This is a genomic window from Lichenicola sp. GTC18331, from assembly GCF_055386855.1.
This window is the reverse complement of record NZ_AP045015.1, coordinates 3,168,137-3,187,835: the sequence shown is the minus strand read 5'-3', so window position 1 is coordinate 3,187,835 and position 19,699 is coordinate 3,168,137. Positions and strand designations below refer to the sequence as shown.

The window sequence follows — 19,699 nt, the reverse complement described above, 5'->3', positions numbered from 1 at the left end:
GGTGCAGACGATGGGGCTGCTGATCCACGCGCTGGATCGCATCGACTTCGCCAGGCTCAACAACGAACGCGAAGTCGGCGGACAGGTCGCCGGCATCTACCGGACGGTCGCCGAAAGCGATCCGCTGGCCCGAAACGCCGAACTCGGCCGTCTGCATCTGCCGCCCGGCTTCCACGCCTTCGTCGCCGACACCCCCGTGCTCGGACAGCTGCATCCGGCCCCGTTCGCGGTGCAGGGATTCATGCGACACAACGTCGCCTCATATCCGCTGCCGCCACGTCTGCGCCCCACACGGATCCTGATCGCCAACAACTACGACAACCCGCACAATACCGGCTTCTTCGGGCCCAATACCCGTCCGGGCGCCGACAACGCGCCGCCGGTCTGGCATCCGTTCCGGCCCGGCGAACCGCCGCCCGACTGGCTGAACGGCGGCCCGCCGCCCGGCGGCGACATCCCGCCAGTGGAAGGCCGGCACGCATCGCCCTTCGCCCATCTCGGCCGCCTCTACGCCGTCGCCATGCAGTTCCCGGACGATCAGCGCTGGCTCACCGTGCGCTTCGTCATGCCGCTGGCCGACCCGTTCCTGTCGCCCACGCTGCCGCTCGCCTTTCTGCTGATGACCACCGCCGCCGGCCTGCTCAGCATCTGGGCGGTGCGACGTCTCACCGCCCCCCTGCGCACGCTGGCCGTCGCCGCCGAACGCCTCGGGCGCAACGTCAATTCCGAACCGCTGCCGGAGGACGGCCCGACCGAAGTCGCCACCGCCGCCATCGCCTTCAACACCATGGCCTCACGCATCCGGCGCTTCGTCACCGACCGCACGCTGATGCTCACCGCCATCGGCCACGATCTGCGCACGCCGATCACACGCATGAAGCTGCGCGCCGAATTCATCGACGACGAAGAGCTGCAGGCCAAGTTCCTGGCCGATCTCGACGAGCTCGAAGCCATGGTCTCCGCCACGCTCGCCTTCGGACGCGACAGCGCCGATCGCGAACCGATGGTGCCGCTCGACCTCAACGCCCTGCTCAGCACCATCCTCGACGACGCCACGGACGGACGCCCGGACCTCGCCGATCGCGTCGGCTTCGCCGCCCCGCCGCCCGCCGTCACCATCCATGCACGACCGCTCGCCCTCAAGCGCGCCCTCGCCAATCTGGTCGGCAACAGCGTCAAATACGGCGGCGGCGCACGCGTCACGCTGCATCCGCCCCGGGACGGCCATGTCTGCGTGCTGATCGAGGACGATGGCCCCGGCATCCCCGCCGAGATGCTGGAGCGCGTGTTCGAACCCTTCGTGCGCATGGAAACCAGCCGCAACCGCGAAACCGGCGGCACAGGCCTCGGCCTGTCCATCGCCCGCAACATCGTCCGCGCCCAGGGCGGCGACATCGCGCTGGCCAACCGCCCGCCGCACGGGCTCAAGGCCACCATCACCCTGGTCGCCTGAGCGCACCCATCTTTCCAGCGGGCCGATGACCGGCTAGTGGGCGCGCAGTTCTTGCCGGATCGGACCCCCCTTCATGCTGCAGCGCCTCTACGCCTCCGTTCTGGCGCTGTCCGCACGCCCCTCCGCACCGCTCTGGCTCGCGCTGATCGCGTTCGCCGAAGGCAGCGTGTTCCCGATCCCGCCAGACCTGCTGCTGATCCCGATGGTGCTGGCACGACGCGACCGCGCCTGGCTGCTTGCCGGCATCTGCACGATCGCCAGCCTCTGCGGCGGCACGGTCGGCTGGCTGCTCGGCGACCTGCTGATCGGCCTCGCCGACAGGGTGATCCATCTCTATCACGCCGAACACGCGCTCGCGGTGTATCGCGACAGCTTCGCCCGATACGGCTTCACCGTGATCCTGCTCAAGGGCCTCACCCCGGTCCCCTACAAGGTCGTCGCCATCGCCGCGGGCGTCGCCCATTACAGCCTGCCGCTGTTCCTGCTCGCCAGCCTGATCACGCGCGGCGCCCGCTTCTTCCTGGTCGCAGCCCTGCTCCGGCGCTTCGGCCCCGCCGCCCAGGTCTTCATCGAGAAGCGCCTCACCCTGCTCGCCCTGGCCGCCTTCGTGCTGGTCGTCGGCGGGCTGCTGGTCGCTCTCAAGGTCTGAACCACCCAGCCGGTCCCGATGGCGCCCTCCGCCGAACCGCGCCTATGCTGGCGCGGCCTGCAGGAGGAGCACGCGCCATGCTGCCGCCCGACCGTCCGCTCCAGATCGGCTCGCTGATCTTCGAAGGGCTGGACCAGATCGACCTCACCGGCCCGTTCGAGGTGCTGTCCCGTATCCCGAACGCCACCTACCGGCTCTACGGCAAGACCACAGACCCGGTCCGCGACCATCGCGGCCTGCGCATCCTGCCCGACGCGACCCTGTCCGACGCGCCCCCGCTGGACGTGCTGCACATCCCCGGCGGCTACGGCCAGGAGGCGCTGATGGAGGACGAACCGGTGCTCGACTGGGTCCGCCGGCAGGCATCCGGCGCGCTCCAAATCTTCTCCGTCTGCACCGGCGCACTGATCTGCGGCGCGGCCGGGCTGCTCCGAGGCCGGCGCGCCACCACCCACTGGACCGCGTTCGAGCTGCTGCCCCTGTTCGGCGCCATCCCGGTCGACGAACGCGTGGTCCGCGACGGTCCCTTCCTGTTCGCCGCGGGCGTCACCTCCGGCATCGACGGCGCACTGCATCTCGCCGCCGCCCTGTGCGGCGAGGCGGTCGCCCAGACCATCCAGCTCTACATGCAATACGCGCCCGAACCGCCTTTCGATTGCGGCACGCCGGACCGCGCCCCGCCGGATGTCCTGCGGGCCGCGCGCGCCAGCGCTGCCGCCATCACCGAAACACGCCGGGCGACGGCTCTGCGTTTGGCGCAAAAGAAGAAGTGAAAAGGGTCTTCTTTTTCTGAAGAAAAAGAAGCAAAAAGACTTCTGTCCGTTTAGGTACTGAGTATCCGGCTAGCTCATGACCAAACAAACAAAAGTTCTTTGGTTCTTTCTTTCAAGAAAGAACAATCCTGTCTCTTTGATCAGCTCGGCTTGCCGATCGGCCGCTCGCTGGAATGCACCATGCCCATATGCACGGTCAGCGCCCGCACCACCTTCTCCGTTTCCGCCGGCGGCAGAACGAACCCCACCGCCCCGTAGGCCGGATGCTGGAACGCGATCACCGACCCCTCGGTCAGCGCCTCCGGCTGCACCATCCAGCGCGTGTTGAACACGGGCGAGAACGTCGCCGTCTCCATCGCCGGCACGGGCTTCGCATCCAGCATCGCCGCACGCGCCTGACCCAGGCTGGTGATCAGCTGGGTGATCTGGTCGAGCGTCAGCGGCAGCGCCCCGGTCATGCCGCTGGCCGGCAACATCTCCAGCGTCGCGTGCGACCGGTCATCGGCAATGTTGACCCGCATCCGGGCTGCCTGTGCGCTCATTTTGTGCTCCTTGGCCCGCAACGGGCTCCCACCCTATGAAACGGCGTTCCGTCCCGTCGCGGCAACAGGGATTTGGGGGTCCGCCGCGGCCGGCGCAAGCGGTCCGCCCCAGACCCACCAGCCCGGACGCTCCAGCGCGGCGACGGCACGCTCCGCCTCCGCCCGCGCCGCGAACAAGCCGAAACAGGTCGCACCCGATCCGCTCATCCGCGCCAGCAGACAGCCCGGCTCGGCCGCGATCGCGTCCAGCACCACCCTGATCTCCGGGCACAGCGCGATCGCCGCATCCTCCAGGTCGTTGCGCAGCAACGCCAGATCGGCCGCCATCGCCCGCGCGTCCGGCCACGCGTCCGGCAGCACCGCCTCGGGCGTGAAGCCCGGCGCGCGCGCCCTGAACACGGCGGGCGTGGACACCGCCTGCCCGCAATTCACCAGCACCATGAACACCGGCGGCAGGACCGGCGCGGGATCGAGAATCTCCCCCACGCCCCGCATCCGCGCCGGCTTCTGGGCCAGGCATACCGGCACATCCGCCCCGAGCGCGGTCGCGATCGCATGCAGCCCGTCTTGCCCCGGGTCGCGATCGGGCCTCGAGGCCAGAACCAGACGCAGCGCCGCCGCCGCATCCGCCGACCCCCCGCCGATCCCCGACGCCACCGGCAGCGCCTTGTCCAGACGCAGAGCCGGCCCGTCCTCGTCGCCCAGAAGCGCCCGCGCCGCCCGGATCACGAGATTGCCGGACGGGTCCTCGCCGCTCAGCGCCGCACCGAACCGTCCCTCCAACGACAAGGAGAACGGCGCCCCCCGTTCCGCCAGCGCCAGCCGGTCATGCGCCCCGGCGAACACGGCCAGGCTGTCCAGCAGGTGGTAGCCATCGGCTCTCTTGCCAACCACGTGCAGATACAGGTTGATCTTGGCGTGCGCCTTCTCCGCGCGCGGACTCACGGCGACGCCTCCACAGGGCGCGCCGACGCCTCCCCCGCCTTCCGCAACGCATCGCGGATCTTTTCCGCATCCGCCGGCTCCGGCCCCAGAACCAGCGCCCAGCGCCATTGGTCCTCCGCCTCCGTATGCCGCCCCGCAGCCCAATAGGCCGCACCCAGATGGAAATTCACCGTCGGGTCTTCCGGCGTCTGCTCGGCGGCACGCTCCAGAGTCGTCACCGCCCCCGGAACATCGCCCTCGCGCAGCATCACCCAGCCGAGACTGTCGCGGATCGCACCGTCATCCGGCTTCGCCACCAGCGCACGGCGGATCAGCGTCCGCGCCTGCGGCAGATCCTCGTTCCGCTCCACCAGGCTGTAGCCCAGATAGTTCAACAGGATCGGCTCGGTCGGCGCCAGGGCCAGGGCCCGGTTCAGATCGGCCTGGGCCTTGTCCCACTGGTTCTGCCGGTCGAACGCCACCGCGCGCGCGAACAGGATCTGCCAGTCATCGCCGGACAAATGACCGTTGTTCAGCTTGCGACGCGCCGCCATCGCCTTGTCGTAGGCCGGAATCGCCTCCCCGTACCGCTTCGCGTCCGACAGAACGTCGCCCAGGGTCTGCCACGGCTCGGGACGATCCGGCAGCGCCACGGTCAGCGCCCGCAACCGGTCGACGCTCGCCGCCGTGTCGCCGGTCGCGGCCAGAAGCGTCGCGATCCGCAGCGACACCAGAGGCGACAACGGATCGCCTTGCCCCACCGCGCCCAGCAGATCCAGGGCCGCATGCGGATGCTCCGGCGCGATGATGTCCGCGAGGCTCAAACGCGCCGCGGTCAAACGCGGGTCCAGCACCAGAGCGAAGCGCAGCATGAAGCGCACCACCTCGTGGCCCTCCCCTGCGCCGCGCCCGTTGCGCTGCGGCTCGGCGCCGGACGCGTTCTCGCTGTCCAGCATCGCCAGTGCGGTCGCCAGATAGGCCCGCGCCAGCCCCTGCGACGGGCTCGCGATCACAGGCCGGTCCAGCGACCGGATCAAGCCCGGCGCGATCATCCCGATCGCCGGAATGCGCAGCGCCAGCCCGTTCACCAGCGCGGCGGCCTCGTCCGAATGGCCGTTGCGCGCCAGATAGCTGCCGATCAACTGCACCGAACCCAGACCGGACGCCGGAAACACGCCCTGCATCACGCGATACAACGACGCCGCGGCCGCCACGCGTCCGGCATAATCGGCGATCGACCCGGCTTCCAGCGCGGCCGCGCCGGAAAGCGGGTTGCTGCCCGGCACCTGCGCCAACAGCTGCAGTGCCTCGTCCGTGCGCCCTTCGCCCTGCAACGCCCAGGCGAGCAGCAGAGGCCGCAACACGTTGGCCAGGGGCGAACCGTTCAAACTGGCATAGGCATCCGCCGCCGCGCGCCAGTTCCCGGCCGAGGCCGCCTGGTTCGCCGTCACCAGCGTGCCGATCAGCCCCGTGCCGGGCAGGGACGCCAGCTTCGCGGCACGCGGATCGCCCGCCATCGCCGCGAACAGGAAGGCCGGCGCACGCAGCGCCATGTTGTCCGGATCGTGCGACAGCGCCCTGAACATGAAGTCCGCCGCCTGGCCCGAATCGCCCTCATGCCCGGCGACGATGCCGGCCAGATAGTCGCCGGCCGCGATGCCGGCGCCAGGGGCGGCGGCCGCAGGAGCGGAAGACGGAGCGGCGGGAGCGCATCGGGCCGCAAGCGGCGCGGCACAGGATAACACCGCGGCCAGGGCGGTGCACGTTACGAGCGAGCGGTGCATAATGACGCAGGCTAGCGCGCCCGGCCTGCACGCGCCATCGGGCGCCGGAACGAGCACGGCAACGCGAAGGGAGGGGACGAATGAACGCGATGTTTCTGCTCTCCCTCCAGATGGAATGGGGTGCGGACGAGGCGCTGCTGCCCGAACCGCTGTCCCGCCTCCATGCCCGCCCCGCCGAACCGCCCCCGCGCGCGTTCGCGCCACAGCCCGACGCGCATGCCTCCATCGCGCCCACCCCTCCCGCACACGCCACGGCGCCCGCATCGCCCCTTTCCCCCGCCGCGACCTGGACGCCCCGCACCACACAGGCCGCACCGTCCGCACGCGGCCCCGCTGCCGAAGCCCACGACGCCGCACGCGGCGCTTCCGATCTCGACGCGCTCCGCGCCGCCATTCTCGGCTTCGCCGGGTGCAGCCTGCGCGACACCGCCACCCATTCCGTGCTGCCCGCGGGCGATCCCGGCACGGGCATCGTCATCGTCGGAGAAGTCCCGGACGAGGACGAGGACCGCGCGGGTCACCCCTTTGCGGGACGCGCGGGCGATCTGCTCGACCGCATGCTCGGCAGCATCCGCCTGTCGCGGACGCAATGCCTGCTGCTGCCGCTGATCCCCTGGCGCCCACCCGGCGGCAAACAGCCGACCCCGATCGAGCTGGCCACCTGCCAGCCCTTTCTCGAGCGCGCCCTCGTGCTGGCCCGTCCGTCGGTCATCCTGTGCATGGGCAGCCGCCCGGCCCGCAGCGTGGCCGGCAGCACCATCCGCGCCGGCTGGCGAACCCCCGTCGTCGACGGCCTGCCGGACGGAACGAAGGCGCTCGCCATGCGTCACCCCAGCTATCTGCTGAGCCATCTCCCGGCCAGACGCGACGCATGGGCCGATCTGATCCGCCTCCGCCGCACCCTCGATACGCTGGACGCTTCTCCCGCCATCACGGATGCGTGACGCAAAGCGCCACAACGCGTTGTTTTTGGCCAATCGAATGGCGCCGCAGACCAGACACCCCGAAGTGACGCTTGTGTGAACCCTCCGGACGGGGGTAGGGGCCACACGTCATGACCGGGTTTCTTCGACGGGGCTCGCCCCTGGCTCCCCTGGTGGCAAAGGCCTTTCTGGCCGGCGCCGCACTCCTGGCGGGCAGCGCACACGCCGAACCGAGGCCGCAGCCGAGAACCGGCAACGCCCATCCGACCCCTCCCGAGGAGGTGGCGATGGCCTCCGTACGCCTGCCGCATCCCGCCGGCGGTACCGACACGGTCATCGCCCTGCCCCACCCGCTCGACGCCGCCGACGCGGCACGCCTGCGCCGCATCTTCGCCCTGCAGCGCGCCGGCAACATCGCCGAGGCCGATCACGAGATCACTCAGCTCCAGGACTTCTCCCTGCTGGGCGACATCCTCGCCGAACGCTATCTCGCCCCCGGCGCGCAGACCCCGCCGGACCGGCTCGCGGCCTGGCTCCGCACCTTCTCCGACCTGCCCGACGCCCCGGCGATCTACAAACTGCTCGCCAGCACCAGCCCGCACGGCACGCGTCTCGGCACACCACCCTCCCCGGCGACGCTGGACACGGAATCGCCCACGGCCCCGGTGCCGGACGAGATGGACCCGGTCGCCTCCGCCCTCCATCGCAATCCCCTGCTCGATCGCACGGTGCAGGCGAGGCTGGAGAACGGCTCCAAGGGGGCGGACAGCGCCCTGGCCCTGGTCGCCAGAACCCCGCATATCGACCCGCTCTACGCCGCGCAGCTTCGCGCCGAGATCGCGCTCCGCCTGTTCACGGACGGCAACGACGTCCAGGCACTCGAGGTCGGGCGCACCGCCTTCGAACAATCCGGCCGACGCATCGGACAGGCGGGATTCGTCGCAGGCCTCGCAGCCTGGCGTCGCGGCCATCCGGAACAGGCAGCCCCCCTGTTCGAAGCCGCGTCCCGCGCCACGCTGGCCGCACCCGGATTGCGCGCAGGCGCCGCCTTCTGGGCCGCGCGCGCCCATCGGCGCATGGGCGACACGCGCGCCTATCGCCCCTGGCTGCAACGCGCGGCCGCCGCACCGCGCACCTTCTACGGCCTCATCGCCGCGCATCTGCTGGGCCGCGACACGGGCACGCTGAACGACGACGCCCCGGACGACCAGACCGCCTCCGACGCCGCATGGTCCGCCCTGCCGCATAATCCAAACCACCTTCCGGTCGCCTTCTTCCCGGGCACACCCGACGCAGCCCCGACGCAGCCCGGCACGCCGGTCCTGACCGAAATCGACATCGACGCGGTCGCCGCGACACCGGCCGGACGCCGCGTCTTCGCCCTGCTCCAGATCGGCGAGAATGCCCGTGCGGAAGCCACGCTGCGGCGCCTCTGGCCCGGCGTGCAGGGCGATATCGCCATGGGCCGCTCGATCCAGCTCGTCGCCGACGCAGCCCACATGACCGCGCTGTCCGCCCAGCTCGCCGCCATCCTGCAGGCACGCGACGGCCATCTGCGCGATCAGGCCCGCTTCCCGATGCCGACCCTGTCCCCGCGCCACGGCTTCACCGTGAACCCGGCCCTGGTCTACGCTCTGGCCCGTATCGAATCGAATTTCGATCCCCACGCCACATCCGGCGCAGGCGCCTCCGGACTGATGCAGCTCATGCCGCAAACCGCGGGCTTCGTGTCCGGCAACCCGTCACGCTTCGCGGGCGACAGCAGCGCTCTGCACGATGCCGGCCTCAACCTCGAACTCGGACAGCGCTACCTGTCCTATCTCGCCCACGCATCCGGCGTGCATGACGACCTGATCCGCCTGCTCGCCTCCTACAATGCCGGCCCCAACGCCGTGCTCCGCTGGGACGGCGACGGAGACTCCGAGCGCGACCCGCTCCTCTACATGGAAAGCCTCAGGCTCGGCGAAACGCGCGACTACGTGCATCGCAGCCTCGCCTATCTATGGATCTACGCGGCGCGCATGCACCTGCCCTCGCCCTCCCTCACCGCCATCGCCAACGGCAACTGGCCCAGCTTCTCCGCCGAAACCACCATCCGACGCGCCTCGGTGCATTGAAAAGCCGACCGAGACTCCCCTGACGGGGATCGTGTTCGTTTCCGCCCCGTCCGTGATGCGGCGATGCCGACAACACCGACATCAGGCGTGATGCGACCGGCATCGTAACGACGCATGCAGGTTGATCCGTGCGGGCCGGATCAGGCGTTCTGGCCGAAGCGCATCGCCAGATCGTCCAGCAACCAACGTCCGGCCCGCCCCAGGGCGCGATCGCGCATGTGCGCGGCATGGATCGTCAACGGCCCCGCGGCTCGGATGGGATCGTCGGCGATCGCCAAGGGGACGAGCCGTCCATCCGCCAGATGCGGCGCGATCAGGCCGTCGGGCATCCGGCACCAGCCAAGCCCAGCCAGAAGGAAATCGAGCCGGCGGCCAAGATCGACGAAGCGCCATGTCCGCGTCCCCAAGATGCCGTAATCCGGTCCATCCGGCGCTGCGGGATCGGAAAGGACGAGCTGGACGTGCGCGTCGAGATCGGCATGCAGCGCGGGCCGCCCGAGACGGGCAAGCGGGTGCGACGGCGATACCACCGGCACCAGTTCGATGCCGCGCAGCGGCAGTGCCGCGATATCCGCCGGGACGATCGGCAACAGGATGCACAGCGCAAGCGCCGCATCCCCCCGCCGCAAGCGCCGTTCGGCACCCCCCAGACCTTCGGTCGAGAAGCTGACCGGAAGAGACGGAAAGGCGCCGCTCAGCGCATGGAGGCTGTCGATGAAGGGGGCGCTCGGCACCAGGGGATCGATCGCCACCGCAAGCTCGGGCTCGATGCCCGCGCGCATCCCGGCCGCCACAGTCTCGAACTGCGCCGCGCGCGACAGCACGGCGCGCGCCTCGCCCACCAGCACCCGCCCGATCTCCGTCGGCGCAGGCCGGAAGCCGGAACGATCGAACAAGGTGACGCCTTGCACATCCTCCAGCGTCGCCACCGTCTGGCTGATGGCCGATTGCGCGCGACCGAGCCGGCGCGCCGCGGCGGAGAAACTCCCGGACTCGGCGATCGCGACGAGAACGCGCAGCTGGTCGAGGGTCAGCCTTCCGATCATCCATCACCTTTGCCGATAAAGATCATCACAACTTCATCGCTTCCGTAGCATGATCGAGATTGCGATAGTGTCGGCATGCAACCGACCTTCTTCATCAATCATGGCGGCGGACCATGCTTCTTCCTCGACCCGGGCCCGATGCGCGATGCGTGGCGCGCGCTGGAGACCTATCTCTCCGGCTTCATGGCCGCGCTCCGGGAGCGGCCGCGTGCGATCCTGATCGCATCGGGTCACTGGGAAGAGGATGTTCCCACCGTCAACACCAACCCGCATCCCGCGCTCGTCTACGATTATGCAGGCTTCCCGGACCATACCTATCGCCTGACCTTTCCGGCGCCCGGCGCACCCGGGCTGGCGGCACGGGTCGGCAAACTCCTGTCGACAGCAGGGATCGAGAATCGCACCGACGGCTTGCGTGGATGGGACCACGGGGTGTTCGTGCCGCTCAAGGTCATGCTGCCCCTCGCCGACCTGCCGGTGGTGCAGTTGTCGCTCCGGGGTGGACTGGACCCTGCGGCGCATCTCGCGATCGGACGGGCGCTCAAACCGCTGCGGAACGAGGGCGTGCTGATCCTGGGCAGCGGGCAGAGCTACCACAACATGCGCGGCTTCTTCGGCAGCCGTGGGGTCGACACCCAGGGGGAAGCTTTCGACGCCTGGCTGCGGGACACAATGATCGACGCCCCTGTCCGGGACGCGGCGCTGATCGACTGGGAGCGAGCCCCCGGCGCACGCGGCGCGCAGCCGCACGAAGATCACCTTCTGCCGCTGATGGTCGCGGCAGGCGCCGCCTCGGGCGAGCCCGGCCGCGTCGACTTCCACGGCCATGCCCTCGGCAAACCGATCTCCGGCTTCCGCTTCGGCTAGATCGCTCAACGGAGAGACTCACATGACCAAGCTTCTCGTCGTCGAAACCAGCCCGCGCGGCGACAAAAGCATCTCGCGCGGGCTGACCCGGCGCTTCGCCGAACATTGGCGATCGAACCATCCCGGCGGCACCGTCATCGATCGCGACCTGGCGGAAACCGATCTGCGCTTCATCGATGCGGCCTGGCTCGAAGCCTACTTCACCCCGCCCGACCGGCACTCCGCGACCACGAAAGCGGAGCTGGCACTCTCCGACGAACTCGTCGCGGAACTGCTGGACTGCGACCATCTGGTCATCGCGACCCCGGTGTACAACTACAACGTGCCGGCCGCCCTCAAGGCGTGGATCGACGGCATCGTGCGCAAGGGGCTGACGCTCGGCTTCGACGGAAAGGGCCTCGTCCACGGCAAGAAAGCGACCGTCCTGATCGCCTCCGGCGGCGTCTACACCGAGGGTTCGCCCATACGCGACCGTGACATCGCCACCCAATACTTGCGGCTGCTCCTTGAGGTCATCGGCATCACCGACGTGACCTTCGTCGCAGCCGGCAACGCCAAGGCGGTCGACATGGGGGAGATCGATCGTGACGCCTTCCTCGACCGGTTCGAGCGCGAGATCGCGGCCCAGGCGGCATGAGACGGTCGACACACGCCCCGTGACCGGACGCATACCTGGCGGCGACCGTACGCTGACGAGCGCCCTGACCGACGCCGGCCCCGACGCCGTTCCGCGCTGGGCCGGCGACGGAAACCCCAAGCGCGACCCGCTCCTCTACATGGAAAGCCTCAAACTCGGCGAAACACCCGACCACGTGCATCGCAGCCTCGCTTGTCCGTGGCGCTACGCGACGCGCATGCACTTGCCCTCGCCCTCCGTCATCGCCGCAAGCAACTGTCTCACTCTCTCCGTTGAAGCCGGGATCAGATAAGTTCGACGGTAATGACGCTCATTCTTACCAGCTCTGATTCGCCCGTTCTTATGGAGGTCCACCAACATGACCAACATCAAGTGCACCTAGAGAAAACGCCTCTCTTAATGTTGAGAACTGATCTTCCTTGACGTCATTAGGAACAACCAAGACTCTATAATTTGTACCAACTTCTCCAGATAGAACTTGATTCATAAATAGTTCATTCCATGGTATTTTTATGGTAACATTCTCCCTAACTATGTCATACGGGCTACTTTTTGATATCTGCGGACTATCTAGAACATCCCCCGATTTGTCATGATGAAAACATACTCCAATAATATACATGCCTTTACTATACCTTCTGTATATTTTATTAGAGTCTACCACCATTATACTCGAATTTGGCCCCTCTAATCGTAATCCCTTGCCGTCATTAACAGCATACTCCATTCCGGAACCTCCCCACTGCAATATTACGTGTTGGTTCAAAATATCTTCATCGACACTGCATTTGTAAAGAAATACACATGCACTGACGCCCAACATAAGTAAGGGGTAGAGTTTCCAGAATGATCCTTTTGAGAATTTTGGCCTCCGCGCTTCCAATGCCGGCGCCAGTCCCGCAGCACCTTCTGCTGCCAGAACAAGCGCAACAACTAGAATTGGAAGATAAGCCAGCCAATCCCAAAAATCCCATTTCTCCATGTGAGAACTTTCTTATTGTTAGATAATTCAGTCCATACTGATTTATAAACAACCCGCCATTCTAGGTGGAAAAAAGTCCTAGTTCTCCGCCAGCGCCTGCCGGCTCGCCCGCACCTTCGCCACGCGACGCCCGTCCATCTCCAGAACCTCGAACAGCCAGCCCTGGAACACGATCTTGTCGTCCACCGCCGGCACGCGTTTGAGCAGCGCCAGAACCAGACCGCCCAGCGTGTGATACGAACCCTCCGCGGGAAGCTCCTCCAGGCCGAGCCGGTCCTTGATCTCGTCCGCGGGCGAAGCGCCGTCCAGAACCAGGACGGCATCGGTCGCGGCATGGCTCTGCGGCCCGTGCCCCGGCTCCTGCTGCTCGCCGACGATCGCCTCGAACACGTCGGCCGAGGTCGCCACGCCCTCGAACGAGCCGTACTCGTCCAGAACCAGCACCATCCCCAGAGGATGCGTCCGCAACTGCTCCAGCACGTCGTAGACGCTGATCGTATCCGGCACCACGACCGGCGGCAGCATCACCTCCGCCACGGTCGGCAGGCCGCCATCCAGCATCCGGTCCAGAACGTCGGTCGCCCGGATCAGACCGACCGGATCGTCGATGCCGCCGTCGCACACCAGCAGACGGCTGTGCTGCGAGCCCTTCAGCATCGCGCGCAGCGTTTCCGGGTCGGCGCTCCGATCGATCCAGAACACCTCGTTGCGCGGCGTCATGATCGCCCGCACCGGCCGGTCGGCCAGACGCAGCAGGCGCTCGATCATGTTGCGCTCCTCGATCTCCAGAACGCCCGCCTGGGCGCCCTCGGCGATCAGCGCCTTCAGCTCCTCTTCCGTCACCTGCTGCTTGGCCATCTTGGTGACGCCGATCAGTCGCAGCACCAGGGAGGACGACCAGCCCAGCGCCAGAACCGCCGGACTTGCCACGCGCGACAGGATCAGCAGCGGCAGGGACAGCCGCGCCGCGATGGTCTCGGGATGGCGCAGCGCCAACTGCTTCGGCACCAGCTCGCCCAGAACCAGCATCAGCGCGGTGATCACCAGCACGCACAGCACCAGGGAAAGCTCGTGCGCGAACGACGCCAGCGCGTGGATTTTGGCCAGACGCGGCTCCAGGCGCGCGGCGATGCTGTCGCCGCCGAACGTGCCTTCCAGGATGCTGACGAGGGTGATGCCGACCTGAACCGTGGGCAGGAAGCTCTGCGGGTCTTCCGACAGCGCGCGTGCCCGTTCGGCGCCCGGCATGCCCCGGCGCACCAGCACGGCCAGACGGGCCCTGCGCGCGGAAATCAGCGCAAGCTCGCCCATGGCGAACACACCGTTCAGCGCCACCAGAAGGAGGATCACGACCACGGAGAGAATCATTCCGCGATCCTACCGCATCGGGGGGCCGGCCGCGAAATCGTTCGGGGGGGCCGCGAAGCCCCCCGATTAAATTTCACGATGTCATTTAATCGCTCAGGCCTCGCGATACCAAAGCAGGATCACCCCCACCATCACGAAGCAGACCGGCCAGATCCAGCCGGCGATTCGCCCGCCCCGGCCCGGCAGACGCAGCTCCAGCCAGCGCCCCCACCCCGCCGCGATGCCTGCGATCGCCAGAGGCGTATGGGTCAGCTCGATCAACTCGGCATCCTTCACGTTGGCGATCTGGTGCGAATGGGTCAGCAGCAGCGCGCCACCGAACGCCACCATCAGGGGAAACACCAGGGCCGCACGCTGCGACCGCAGCCGCCCGGTCTGCACGGACCATTCGAACGCCGCGAACACCAGGATCAGCACCACGAAGATGCGATGCTGCACCACCTCCACGTCGCGGAAGGCGGCCATGAAATCCTCCTGCCCGAGCGGCCAGACCTCGGGGTCCGAGCGCAGCAGCAGGAACAAGGCCAGCGCCAGGAACACCAGCGGCCAGTGCCTCGCCGGCCTGACGCCCGCATGCGCCAGCATCACCAGGATGCCGATGGCGATCACGAACAGTCCGGCCCAGTGGTGGTTGTATTCCGACCAGGCGATGTCGTCGGCGTTGCGCGGCGGCAGGGTGCCGTCGCCGGGCACGAAGGCGGGCGATGCCGCGTGATGCTCCTGGGCCGCCTCGGCGTCGATCTTCGCCTGGAGCGCCGGGATCGCCAGCTCGTCGTGATCCGGCGAGCGCAGGCGCGGCCACGCCGGGGCGTTGCGCTCGACGATCTCGTGCCACGTCACGCGGTCCTGGGTCAGATCCACCGCAGGCGGCACCGAGGTGAGCGAGGCGGCGGCGAAGAAGATGGAGAAGCCGAGCCCGATCTCGACCTCGGCGAAGCGCTTCATCCGCACCACCGAGGCGGTCGGGTCGCGGCGCAGACGCTCGGTCACCAGGAAATTGCCCAGACCCAGGGCCAGCAGACCGATGAACAAGGCGATCTTGGCGCCGACCATCACGCCATAGGCCGTGCCGTAGAACGCAGGCAGCGAGCCGATATAGACGATGAACATGGTGATGCCGGATAGCAGGATGCAGGCGACGCCGGCCATCGACATGCGCGAGAAGCGCGCGCCGACCCGACGCCAGCCGGCGCCGTCCTTGATCTGGTCCAGGGCGAGCAGGAAGGACGGGATGCCGCCGATCCAGATCGCCGCGCCGAGCTGGTGCAGCCATTCCACCACCAGCAGCAGCACCGAGCTCTCGAGTCGCGCCGCCGCATGGGTGGTGGAGGTGGCGGCGGCGAGTTCGATCGCCACCAGCGCCAGCAGCGCCGCGCCCGGCACCCGTATCCCGTCCCACATCGTCGCCAGCGCGATGGCGACCGCGCAGGCGATCTTCACCAGGGCAGCCACGGCGAAGTTCGCCTGCATCACGTCGAGGAACGACAGGTCCACGGTGGACATCAGCACCGCGACCTGCAGCCCGTTGCCCACCGCCTCCACCACGGCCATGGCCACGGCGCTCCAGAAGGTGAGACGGCGGATGCGGCGGACGATGATGGCACCGCCTGCCAGCTCCGGCGCGAACGGCCGCGCCAGCAGCACCAGAAACAGCACGCCGCCCAGCGCCATGGACTGGGCGACGATGGTCAGCCCGTGCAGGACGATGCTGAGATAACCGAACAGATCAACGAGAAGGGACACGGGCTGAGCGACCTAACGGATCAGGGGGCGGAGACGGTGAACGGCACGTCGCCGCGGGTGATGTGGCCATCGAGCGCCAGAGCCTGCCAGCGCATCGTGTAGGCGCCCGGCACCAGATCGGCCTCGGCATCCAGCGCGTTGCTTGCGCTGCCGGGGGCGATCTTGAGCACCACCGGCTTGCCGTCCGGACCCGTCAGGGTGAGACGCGAGCGCTTGTGGTCGATCTTGCTGTTGTACTGGAAATCGAGCGTCTGATGGCCGGGCTTCATCGTGCCGCCCGGGGCCGGGGTCGAGCCGGTCAGGATCGCATGCGCGAGGGCCGGCAGCGGCGCCAGCAGCGCCGCACCGGCGAGGAGAGCGGAAAAACGGCGGATGGAGCCGTTGGACATGTCGAGAACCCCCACAATGGAAGGGTTCCCCTAGTCCAAATCAGGCCGGCACGGAATGGCCGGCTTTGGTCGCCGGCGGAACCCGTAGGCCCCGCCGGCGACCGGCAGATCAGATGTAGTGCTCGTGGATCGGCGCGAACCCGTTGAAGCGGGTCGAGCAGTAGGTCGATACATAGGCGCCGGTGGAGAGCAGCTCCACGCGCTCGCCGCAGGCCAGCTCCAGCGGCAGGCGGTAATCCGCGCGCTCGTACAGGATGTCCGCGCCGTCGCAGGTCGGGCCGGCGAGGGCCACCGGGCCGGTGGCGGAACCGTCATGCGGAGTGCGGATCTGGTACTTGATCGACTCGCCCTCGGTCTCGGCGAGACCGCCGAAGCGACCCACGTCCAGATACACCCAGCGCTTGCTGTCCTGCGCGCCGTTCGGCAGGCCGCGACGGCTGACCAGCACCACTTCCGCGCTCACCACGCCGGCATCGCCGACGATGAAGCGGCCCGGCTCGACGATCATCTCCGGGATCGCGTTGCCGAAATGGCGGGTCATGGCGCGGCCGATCGCATCGGCGAAGCGGTCGATGGTCGGCACGTCCTCGCGATAGCGGGTCGGGAAGCCGCCGCCCAGATTGACCATGCGGATGTCGAGCCCGGCCGCCTGAAGGTCGGTGAACAGCATCGCCGCGCGGCCGATCGCCGCCTCGTAGGCGCCGGTATCGGTCTGCTGCGAGCCGACATGGAACGAAAGGCCGTACGGATCGAGGCCCAGCTCCTTGGCGCGCAGCATCAGCGCATGGGCGTGCTCGACCGAGGTGCCGAACTTGCGCGACAGCGGCCATTCGGCGCCCTGGTTCTCGACCAGCAGACGGCAGTAGACGCGCGCGCCCGGCGCATGCTGCGCCAGCTTGTCGAGCTCCTCGTCGGAATCGAACGCGAACATGGTCACGCCGGCGGCGAAGGCGCTGCGGATCGACGACACCTTCTTGATGGTGTTGCCGAACGAGATCGCCGACGGGTCCGCGCCCGCATCGAGGCACATGGTGATCTCTTCCCAGCTCGCCGCATCGAAGCAGGAGCCGAGCGCCACCAGACGCTGCAGGATGGGGGTTGCCGGATTGGCCTTCACCGCATAGTAAATACGAGATAAAGGAAGAGCGGCCTCGAGTTCGCAGTAGCGAAGCTCGACCTGATCGACGTCGACCACCAGGCACGGCGTCGCGGGAGCCTGCTCGGCCAGAAACGAAGCGATTTTCGGGGTCATCGCACCCAAATCCTCTTCCAGGTCCCTCTGGGATTCGCCAGGGGACGAGTTGCGAAACGGTCTAACGGACCAGCGACCAAGACTGGGTTCCTCGCTTCGAAAAACGAGATCGCCCGATTGCCAGAACGCTTGACGTCGTTGCGTAACCTCGGAGGGCCAGTGGCACGTGCGTTGCTGCGTGGGGCGTGCATATGCGGCCAACCCTCCCCGGATGCAACAGCAAATCGGACCCTCGGCGCTTAAAATTCTTCCATGCCGGCGCAGGGGGTGCGAACACCCGTTGGGGCAGGCGAACAAACGATGGGCAGGAGCGTTCTGCTTCCATCCGATCCCGAAACTGACGAGACCGATTCATGGATCAAACCGACCTCGTCCCCGATCGCGACACGGCGACTCCGCTGCCGGAACTGCATGGAGCCGAGGCAGTGGCGCTTGGCCGCCAGGCACGGATTCCGGTGCAGATTCCCTGGGCCGGCTGGAAGCAGGTTCTGGTCCGCACCTTCTCGGCGATGATCTCCGACCGGATCGGCCTCGCGGCGGCGGGCTGCGCCTTCTACGCCACGCTGGCCTTGTTTCCGGCCATCAGCACGTTGGTGTCGATCTACGGACTCGTGTTCGATCCGGCGACGGTGGAGCCGCAGCTCCGCGTGTTGCGCGACCTGCTGCCGCGCCCGGCCTTCCAGCTGATCTCCGATCGCGTGCACACGCTGGTCTCCAAGCCCGGCGGCACGCTGACCATCAGCCTGATTATCGGCACGCTGGTGACGCTGTGGTCGTCCTCGGCCGGCACCAAATCCATGATCACGGCGCTGAACATCGCTTATGAGGAGAACGAGACGCGGTCCTTCCTGCGCTTCCAGGCGACGGCGCTGAGCATGACTCTGGGGGCGATCCTGGGCGCCGCGCTGACCGTGGCGCTGCTGGTGGCCCTGCCCCTGGTGCTGGATTTCATTCCGCGCCATTTCGGCAGCCACGTGATCGAGGCCGGCACGCAGCTCGTCCTCAAGATCGGTGCGCCGATCATGATGCTGCTGTTCGTGGGGATCTCGTTTTCGCTGCTCTACCGGATCGGGCCGTCGCGTCGCACCGCCAACTGGCACTGGATCACACCGGGCTCCCTGGTCGCCACGGTGCTGTGGATCGCGGCCTCGGCCGGATTCTCATTCTATGTCGGGCACGTCGCCAGCTATGACGCGACCTACGGGCCGCTCGGCGCCGTGGTCGGCATCATGATGTGGTTCTTCGTGACGGCCTACGTGGTTCTGCTGGGTGCGGAACTGAACGCGGAGCTGGAGAAGCAGACGGCGATCGACAGCACCGCCGGGACGCCGCGTCCTATCGGGCGCCGTGGCGCGTATGTCGCCGACCATGTGGCGACGGAGTGACGCCTTCGTTCGCCGCCGCGATCGCCTGATCGCTGGTATCCGAATCCTCGGCCTGGGCCACTTCCACCGCCTCCGCCGAGGCCGGCTGAAGCGTCACGTTGTCGGTGCCGGCGCCCAGCATGCCGATTCGGGCGGCGGCTGCACGGGACAGATCGACGATGCGGCCGCCATACGGGCCGCGATCGTTCACCGTCACCACGACCGAACGTCCGGTGGTCTCGGAAGTCACCAGCACCTTGGTGCCGAGCGGCAGGGTCGGATGCGCGCAGGTGAGCTGCATCGGGTTGAAGGTGTCGCCGTTGGCGGTGCGACGGCCTGCATGACGCCCGCCATACCAGGAGGCCATGCCGCTTTCGGACCAGGCGAGCGCGGCGCGGCCGGCCTGGGCGACGCGATGGGCGCGGCTGGCGAGATGGGCTTCCACCGAACGGGTCCAGGCGGTCACGCCATGCGGCGCGACCTGGGCGCCGGTATCGGAAACCGGGTCGGCGGGGCGGCTGTCGCCAAGACCGAGATGCTCGCGGACCGAAGCGGCCCAGGCGGTGGCATGAACGGCGGGCACCGTGGCGGGAGTGGTGGAAGCCGGGGCCGTGGCGGCAAAAGCCGGCACGCCGAACGCGAACGCTGCAAAGGCAGGAACGGCAAACGCGATGGTGAAGCGGGTGGTGGTCCCCTTCATCCTCTGTAGCCGTCTCGTCACTTGCACGCCCGTTCCATCCTGTCCTGTTCACGCTTAGTAGAGGACGATCACGTCCTGAAGATCAAGCCCTTTCTATCGGCATCGCGGTTAACAGAATGCTAAGCCGCATCCGAAAAGAATGTGAGGACTTTACGGAACCTTTGCATCGCATTGTTGCACCGCACC

At 67.8% G+C, this 19,699-nt stretch carries 19 protein-coding genes; 9 read left to right on the top strand and 10 right to left on the bottom strand.

Going from position 1 to position 19,699, the window contains the following annotated elements; translation table 11 throughout:
* The first annotated feature begins 10 nt into the window (after nucleotides 1-10).
* From ACZ5BM_RS14615 to ACZ5BM_RS14605, 3 genes are all read left to right on the top strand, one after another.
* A complete protein-coding gene (locus ACZ5BM_RS14615; RefSeq protein ID WP_498911658.1) occupies nucleotides 11-1,453 on the top strand; it encodes an ATP-binding protein in 1,443 nt (480 codons plus the stop codon).
* Nucleotides 1,454-1,526: 73 nt separating this feature from the next.
* Nucleotides 1,527-2,102, top strand: a complete 576-nt coding sequence (locus ACZ5BM_RS14610) for a YqaA family protein (protein WP_498908843.1) — start codon at nucleotides 1,527-1,529, stop codon at nucleotides 2,100-2,102.
* A 77-nt stretch (nucleotides 2,103-2,179) separates the two neighbouring features.
* A complete protein-coding gene (locus ACZ5BM_RS14605; RefSeq protein ID WP_498908842.1) occupies nucleotides 2,180-2,875 on the top strand; it encodes a DJ-1/PfpI family protein in 696 nt (231 codons plus the stop codon).
* Nucleotides 2,876-3,015: 140 nt separating this feature from the next.
* Here ACZ5BM_RS14605 and ACZ5BM_RS14600 read toward each other — a convergent pair whose 3' ends face one another.
* Genes ACZ5BM_RS14600 through ACZ5BM_RS14590 form a run of 3 tightly spaced genes read right to left on the bottom strand, consistent with a single transcriptional unit; the run spans nucleotide 3,016 to nucleotide 6,125 of the window.
* A complete protein-coding gene (locus ACZ5BM_RS14600; RefSeq protein WP_498908841.1) occupies nucleotides 3,016-3,417 on the bottom strand; it encodes a hypothetical protein in 402 nt (133 codons plus the stop codon).
* Between the two features lie 33 nt (nucleotides 3,418-3,450).
* A complete protein-coding gene (locus tag ACZ5BM_RS14595; protein WP_498908840.1) occupies nucleotides 3,451-4,362 on the bottom strand; it encodes a 4-(cytidine 5'-diphospho)-2-C-methyl-D-erythritol kinase in 912 nt (303 codons plus the stop codon).
* Nucleotides 4,359-6,125, bottom strand: coding sequence for a tetratricopeptide repeat protein (locus ACZ5BM_RS14590; protein WP_498908838.1), 1,767 nt, complete (start codon nucleotides 6,123-6,125; stop codon nucleotides 4,359-4,361). The genes ACZ5BM_RS14595 and ACZ5BM_RS14590 overlap by 4 nt, the downstream gene beginning before the upstream one ends.
* Before the next feature lie 80 nt (nucleotides 6,126-6,205).
* Between ACZ5BM_RS14590 and ACZ5BM_RS14585 the strand changes: the two genes are divergently transcribed.
* Nucleotides 6,206-7,069 (top strand): uracil-DNA glycosylase, encoded by an 864-nt coding sequence (locus ACZ5BM_RS14585; RefSeq protein WP_498908837.1) that lies wholly within the window; start codon nucleotides 6,206-6,208, stop codon nucleotides 7,067-7,069.
* Between the two features lie 110 nt (nucleotides 7,070-7,179).
* Entirely contained in the window at nucleotides 7,180-9,165 is a 1,986-nt protein-coding gene (locus tag ACZ5BM_RS14580; protein ID WP_498908836.1) for a lytic transglycosylase domain-containing protein, read from the top strand.
* 140 nt (nucleotides 9,166-9,305) lie between these two features.
* Here ACZ5BM_RS14580 and ACZ5BM_RS14575 read toward each other — a convergent pair whose 3' ends face one another.
* Nucleotides 9,306-10,211, bottom strand: coding sequence for a LysR family transcriptional regulator (locus tag ACZ5BM_RS14575; RefSeq protein WP_498908835.1), 906 nt, complete (start codon nucleotides 10,209-10,211; stop codon nucleotides 9,306-9,308).
* Between the two features lie 75 nt (nucleotides 10,212-10,286).
* Here ACZ5BM_RS14575 and ACZ5BM_RS14570 point away from each other — a divergent pair, with 75 nt between their 5' ends.
* Genes ACZ5BM_RS14570 through ACZ5BM_RS14560 form a run of 3 tightly spaced genes read left to right on the top strand, consistent with a single transcriptional unit; the run spans nucleotide 10,287 to nucleotide 12,007 of the window.
* Complete coding sequence (locus ACZ5BM_RS14570; protein WP_498908834.1) at nucleotides 10,287-11,078, top strand: DODA-type extradiol aromatic ring-opening family dioxygenase; 792 nt, start codon at nucleotides 10,287-10,289, stop codon at nucleotides 11,076-11,078.
* A 22-nt stretch (nucleotides 11,079-11,100) separates the two neighbouring features.
* Nucleotides 11,101-11,715: an FMN-dependent NADH-azoreductase gene (locus tag ACZ5BM_RS14565; protein ID WP_498908833.1), complete on the top strand. Its 615-nt coding sequence runs from the start codon at nucleotides 11,101-11,103 to the stop codon at nucleotides 11,713-11,715.
* Nucleotides 11,716-11,734: 19 nt separating this feature from the next.
* On the top strand, nucleotides 11,735-12,007 hold the full coding sequence (locus ACZ5BM_RS14560; protein ID WP_498908832.1) for a hypothetical protein: 273 nt from the start codon (nucleotides 11,735-11,737) through the stop codon (nucleotides 12,005-12,007).
* A 48-nt stretch (nucleotides 12,008-12,055) separates the two neighbouring features.
* Here ACZ5BM_RS14560 and ACZ5BM_RS14555 read toward each other — a convergent pair whose 3' ends face one another.
* The 5 genes from ACZ5BM_RS14555 to ACZ5BM_RS14535 all read right to left on the bottom strand — a co-directional run bounded on the left by ACZ5BM_RS14555 (nucleotide 12,056) and on the right by ACZ5BM_RS14535 (nucleotide 17,449).
* Nucleotides 12,056-12,697: a hypothetical protein gene (locus tag ACZ5BM_RS14555; protein WP_498908831.1), complete on the bottom strand. Its 642-nt coding sequence runs from the start codon at nucleotides 12,695-12,697 to the stop codon at nucleotides 12,056-12,058.
* Between the two features lie 78 nt (nucleotides 12,698-12,775).
* Nucleotides 12,776-14,065, bottom strand: a complete 1,290-nt coding sequence (locus ACZ5BM_RS14550; protein WP_498908830.1) for a hemolysin family protein — start codon at nucleotides 14,063-14,065, stop codon at nucleotides 12,776-12,778.
* Nucleotides 14,066-14,158: 93 nt separating this feature from the next.
* The gene (locus ACZ5BM_RS14545; RefSeq protein ID WP_498908829.1) at nucleotides 14,159-15,808 is read right to left on the bottom strand and encodes a CopD family protein; all 1,650 of its coding nucleotides are present in this window, start codon (nucleotides 15,806-15,808) and stop codon (nucleotides 14,159-14,161) included.
* A gap of 20 nt (nucleotides 15,809-15,828) precedes the next feature.
* Nucleotides 15,829-16,197 (bottom strand): copper resistance CopC family protein, encoded by a 369-nt coding sequence (locus tag ACZ5BM_RS14540; RefSeq protein WP_498908828.1) that lies wholly within the window; start codon nucleotides 16,195-16,197, stop codon nucleotides 15,829-15,831.
* Nucleotides 16,198-16,306: 109 nt separating this feature from the next.
* A complete protein-coding gene (locus ACZ5BM_RS14535) occupies nucleotides 16,307-17,449 on the bottom strand; it encodes a type III PLP-dependent enzyme (RefSeq protein ID WP_498908827.1) in 1,143 nt (380 codons plus the stop codon).
* Nucleotides 17,450-17,802: 353 nt separating this feature from the next.
* Here ACZ5BM_RS14535 and ACZ5BM_RS14530 point away from each other — a divergent pair, with 353 nt between their 5' ends.
* Entirely contained in the window at nucleotides 17,803-18,834 is a 1,032-nt protein-coding gene (locus ACZ5BM_RS14530) for a YihY/virulence factor BrkB family protein (RefSeq protein WP_498908826.1), read from the top strand.
* Here the strand turns inward: ACZ5BM_RS14530 and ACZ5BM_RS14525 are convergent.
* Complete coding sequence (locus ACZ5BM_RS14525) at nucleotides 18,785-19,513, bottom strand: septal ring lytic transglycosylase RlpA family protein (protein ID WP_498908825.1); 729 nt, start codon at nucleotides 19,511-19,513, stop codon at nucleotides 18,785-18,787. The two genes, ACZ5BM_RS14530 and ACZ5BM_RS14525, sit on opposite strands and share 50 nt — an antisense overlap.
* Nucleotides 19,514-19,699 lie beyond the last annotated feature (186 nt).

Coding starts and splice junctions, on each gene's coding strand:
- ACZ5BM_RS14615 (WP_498911658.1), top strand. CDS start 11: ATGGGGCTGCTGATCCACGCGCTGGATCGCATCGACTTCGCCAGGCTC.
- ACZ5BM_RS14610 (WP_498908843.1), top strand. CDS start 1,527: ATGCTGCAGCGCCTCTACGCCTCCGTTCTGGCGCTGTCCGCACGCCCC.
- ACZ5BM_RS14605 (WP_498908842.1), top strand. CDS start 2,180: ATGCTGCCGCCCGACCGTCCGCTCCAGATCGGCTCGCTGATCTTCGAA.
- ACZ5BM_RS14600 (WP_498908841.1), bottom strand. CDS start 3,417: ATGAGCGCACAGGCAGCCCGGATGCGGGTCAACATTGCCGATGACCGG.
- ACZ5BM_RS14590 (WP_498908838.1), bottom strand. CDS start 6,125: ATGCACCGCTCGCTCGTAACGTGCACCGCCCTGGCCGCGGTGTTATCC.
- ACZ5BM_RS14585 (WP_498908837.1), top strand. CDS start 6,206: ATGAACGCGATGTTTCTGCTCTCCCTCCAGATGGAATGGGGTGCGGAC.
- ACZ5BM_RS14580 (WP_498908836.1), top strand. CDS start 7,180: ATGACCGGGTTTCTTCGACGGGGCTCGCCCCTGGCTCCCCTGGTGGCA.
- ACZ5BM_RS14575 (WP_498908835.1), bottom strand. CDS start 10,211: ATGATCGGAAGGCTGACCCTCGACCAGCTGCGCGTTCTCGTCGCGATC.
- ACZ5BM_RS14570 (WP_498908834.1), top strand. CDS start 10,287: ATGCAACCGACCTTCTTCATCAATCATGGCGGCGGACCATGCTTCTTC.
- ACZ5BM_RS14565 (WP_498908833.1), top strand. CDS start 11,101: ATGACCAAGCTTCTCGTCGTCGAAACCAGCCCGCGCGGCGACAAAAGC.
- ACZ5BM_RS14555 (WP_498908831.1), bottom strand. CDS start 12,697: ATGGAGAAATGGGATTTTTGGGATTGGCTGGCTTATCTTCCAATTCTA.
- ACZ5BM_RS14550 (WP_498908830.1), bottom strand. CDS start 14,065: ATGATTCTCTCCGTGGTCGTGATCCTCCTTCTGGTGGCGCTGAACGGT.
- ACZ5BM_RS14540 (WP_498908828.1), bottom strand. CDS start 16,197: ATGTCCAACGGCTCCATCCGCCGTTTTTCCGCTCTCCTCGCCGGTGCG.
- ACZ5BM_RS14535 (WP_498908827.1), bottom strand. CDS start 17,449: ATGACCCCGAAAATCGCTTCGTTTCTGGCCGAGCAGGCTCCCGCGACG.
- ACZ5BM_RS14530 (WP_498908826.1), top strand. CDS start 17,803: ATGGATCAAACCGACCTCGTCCCCGATCGCGACACGGCGACTCCGCTG.
- ACZ5BM_RS14525 (WP_498908825.1), bottom strand. CDS start 19,513: ATGAAGGGGACCACCACCCGCTTCACCATCGCGTTTGCCGTTCCTGCC.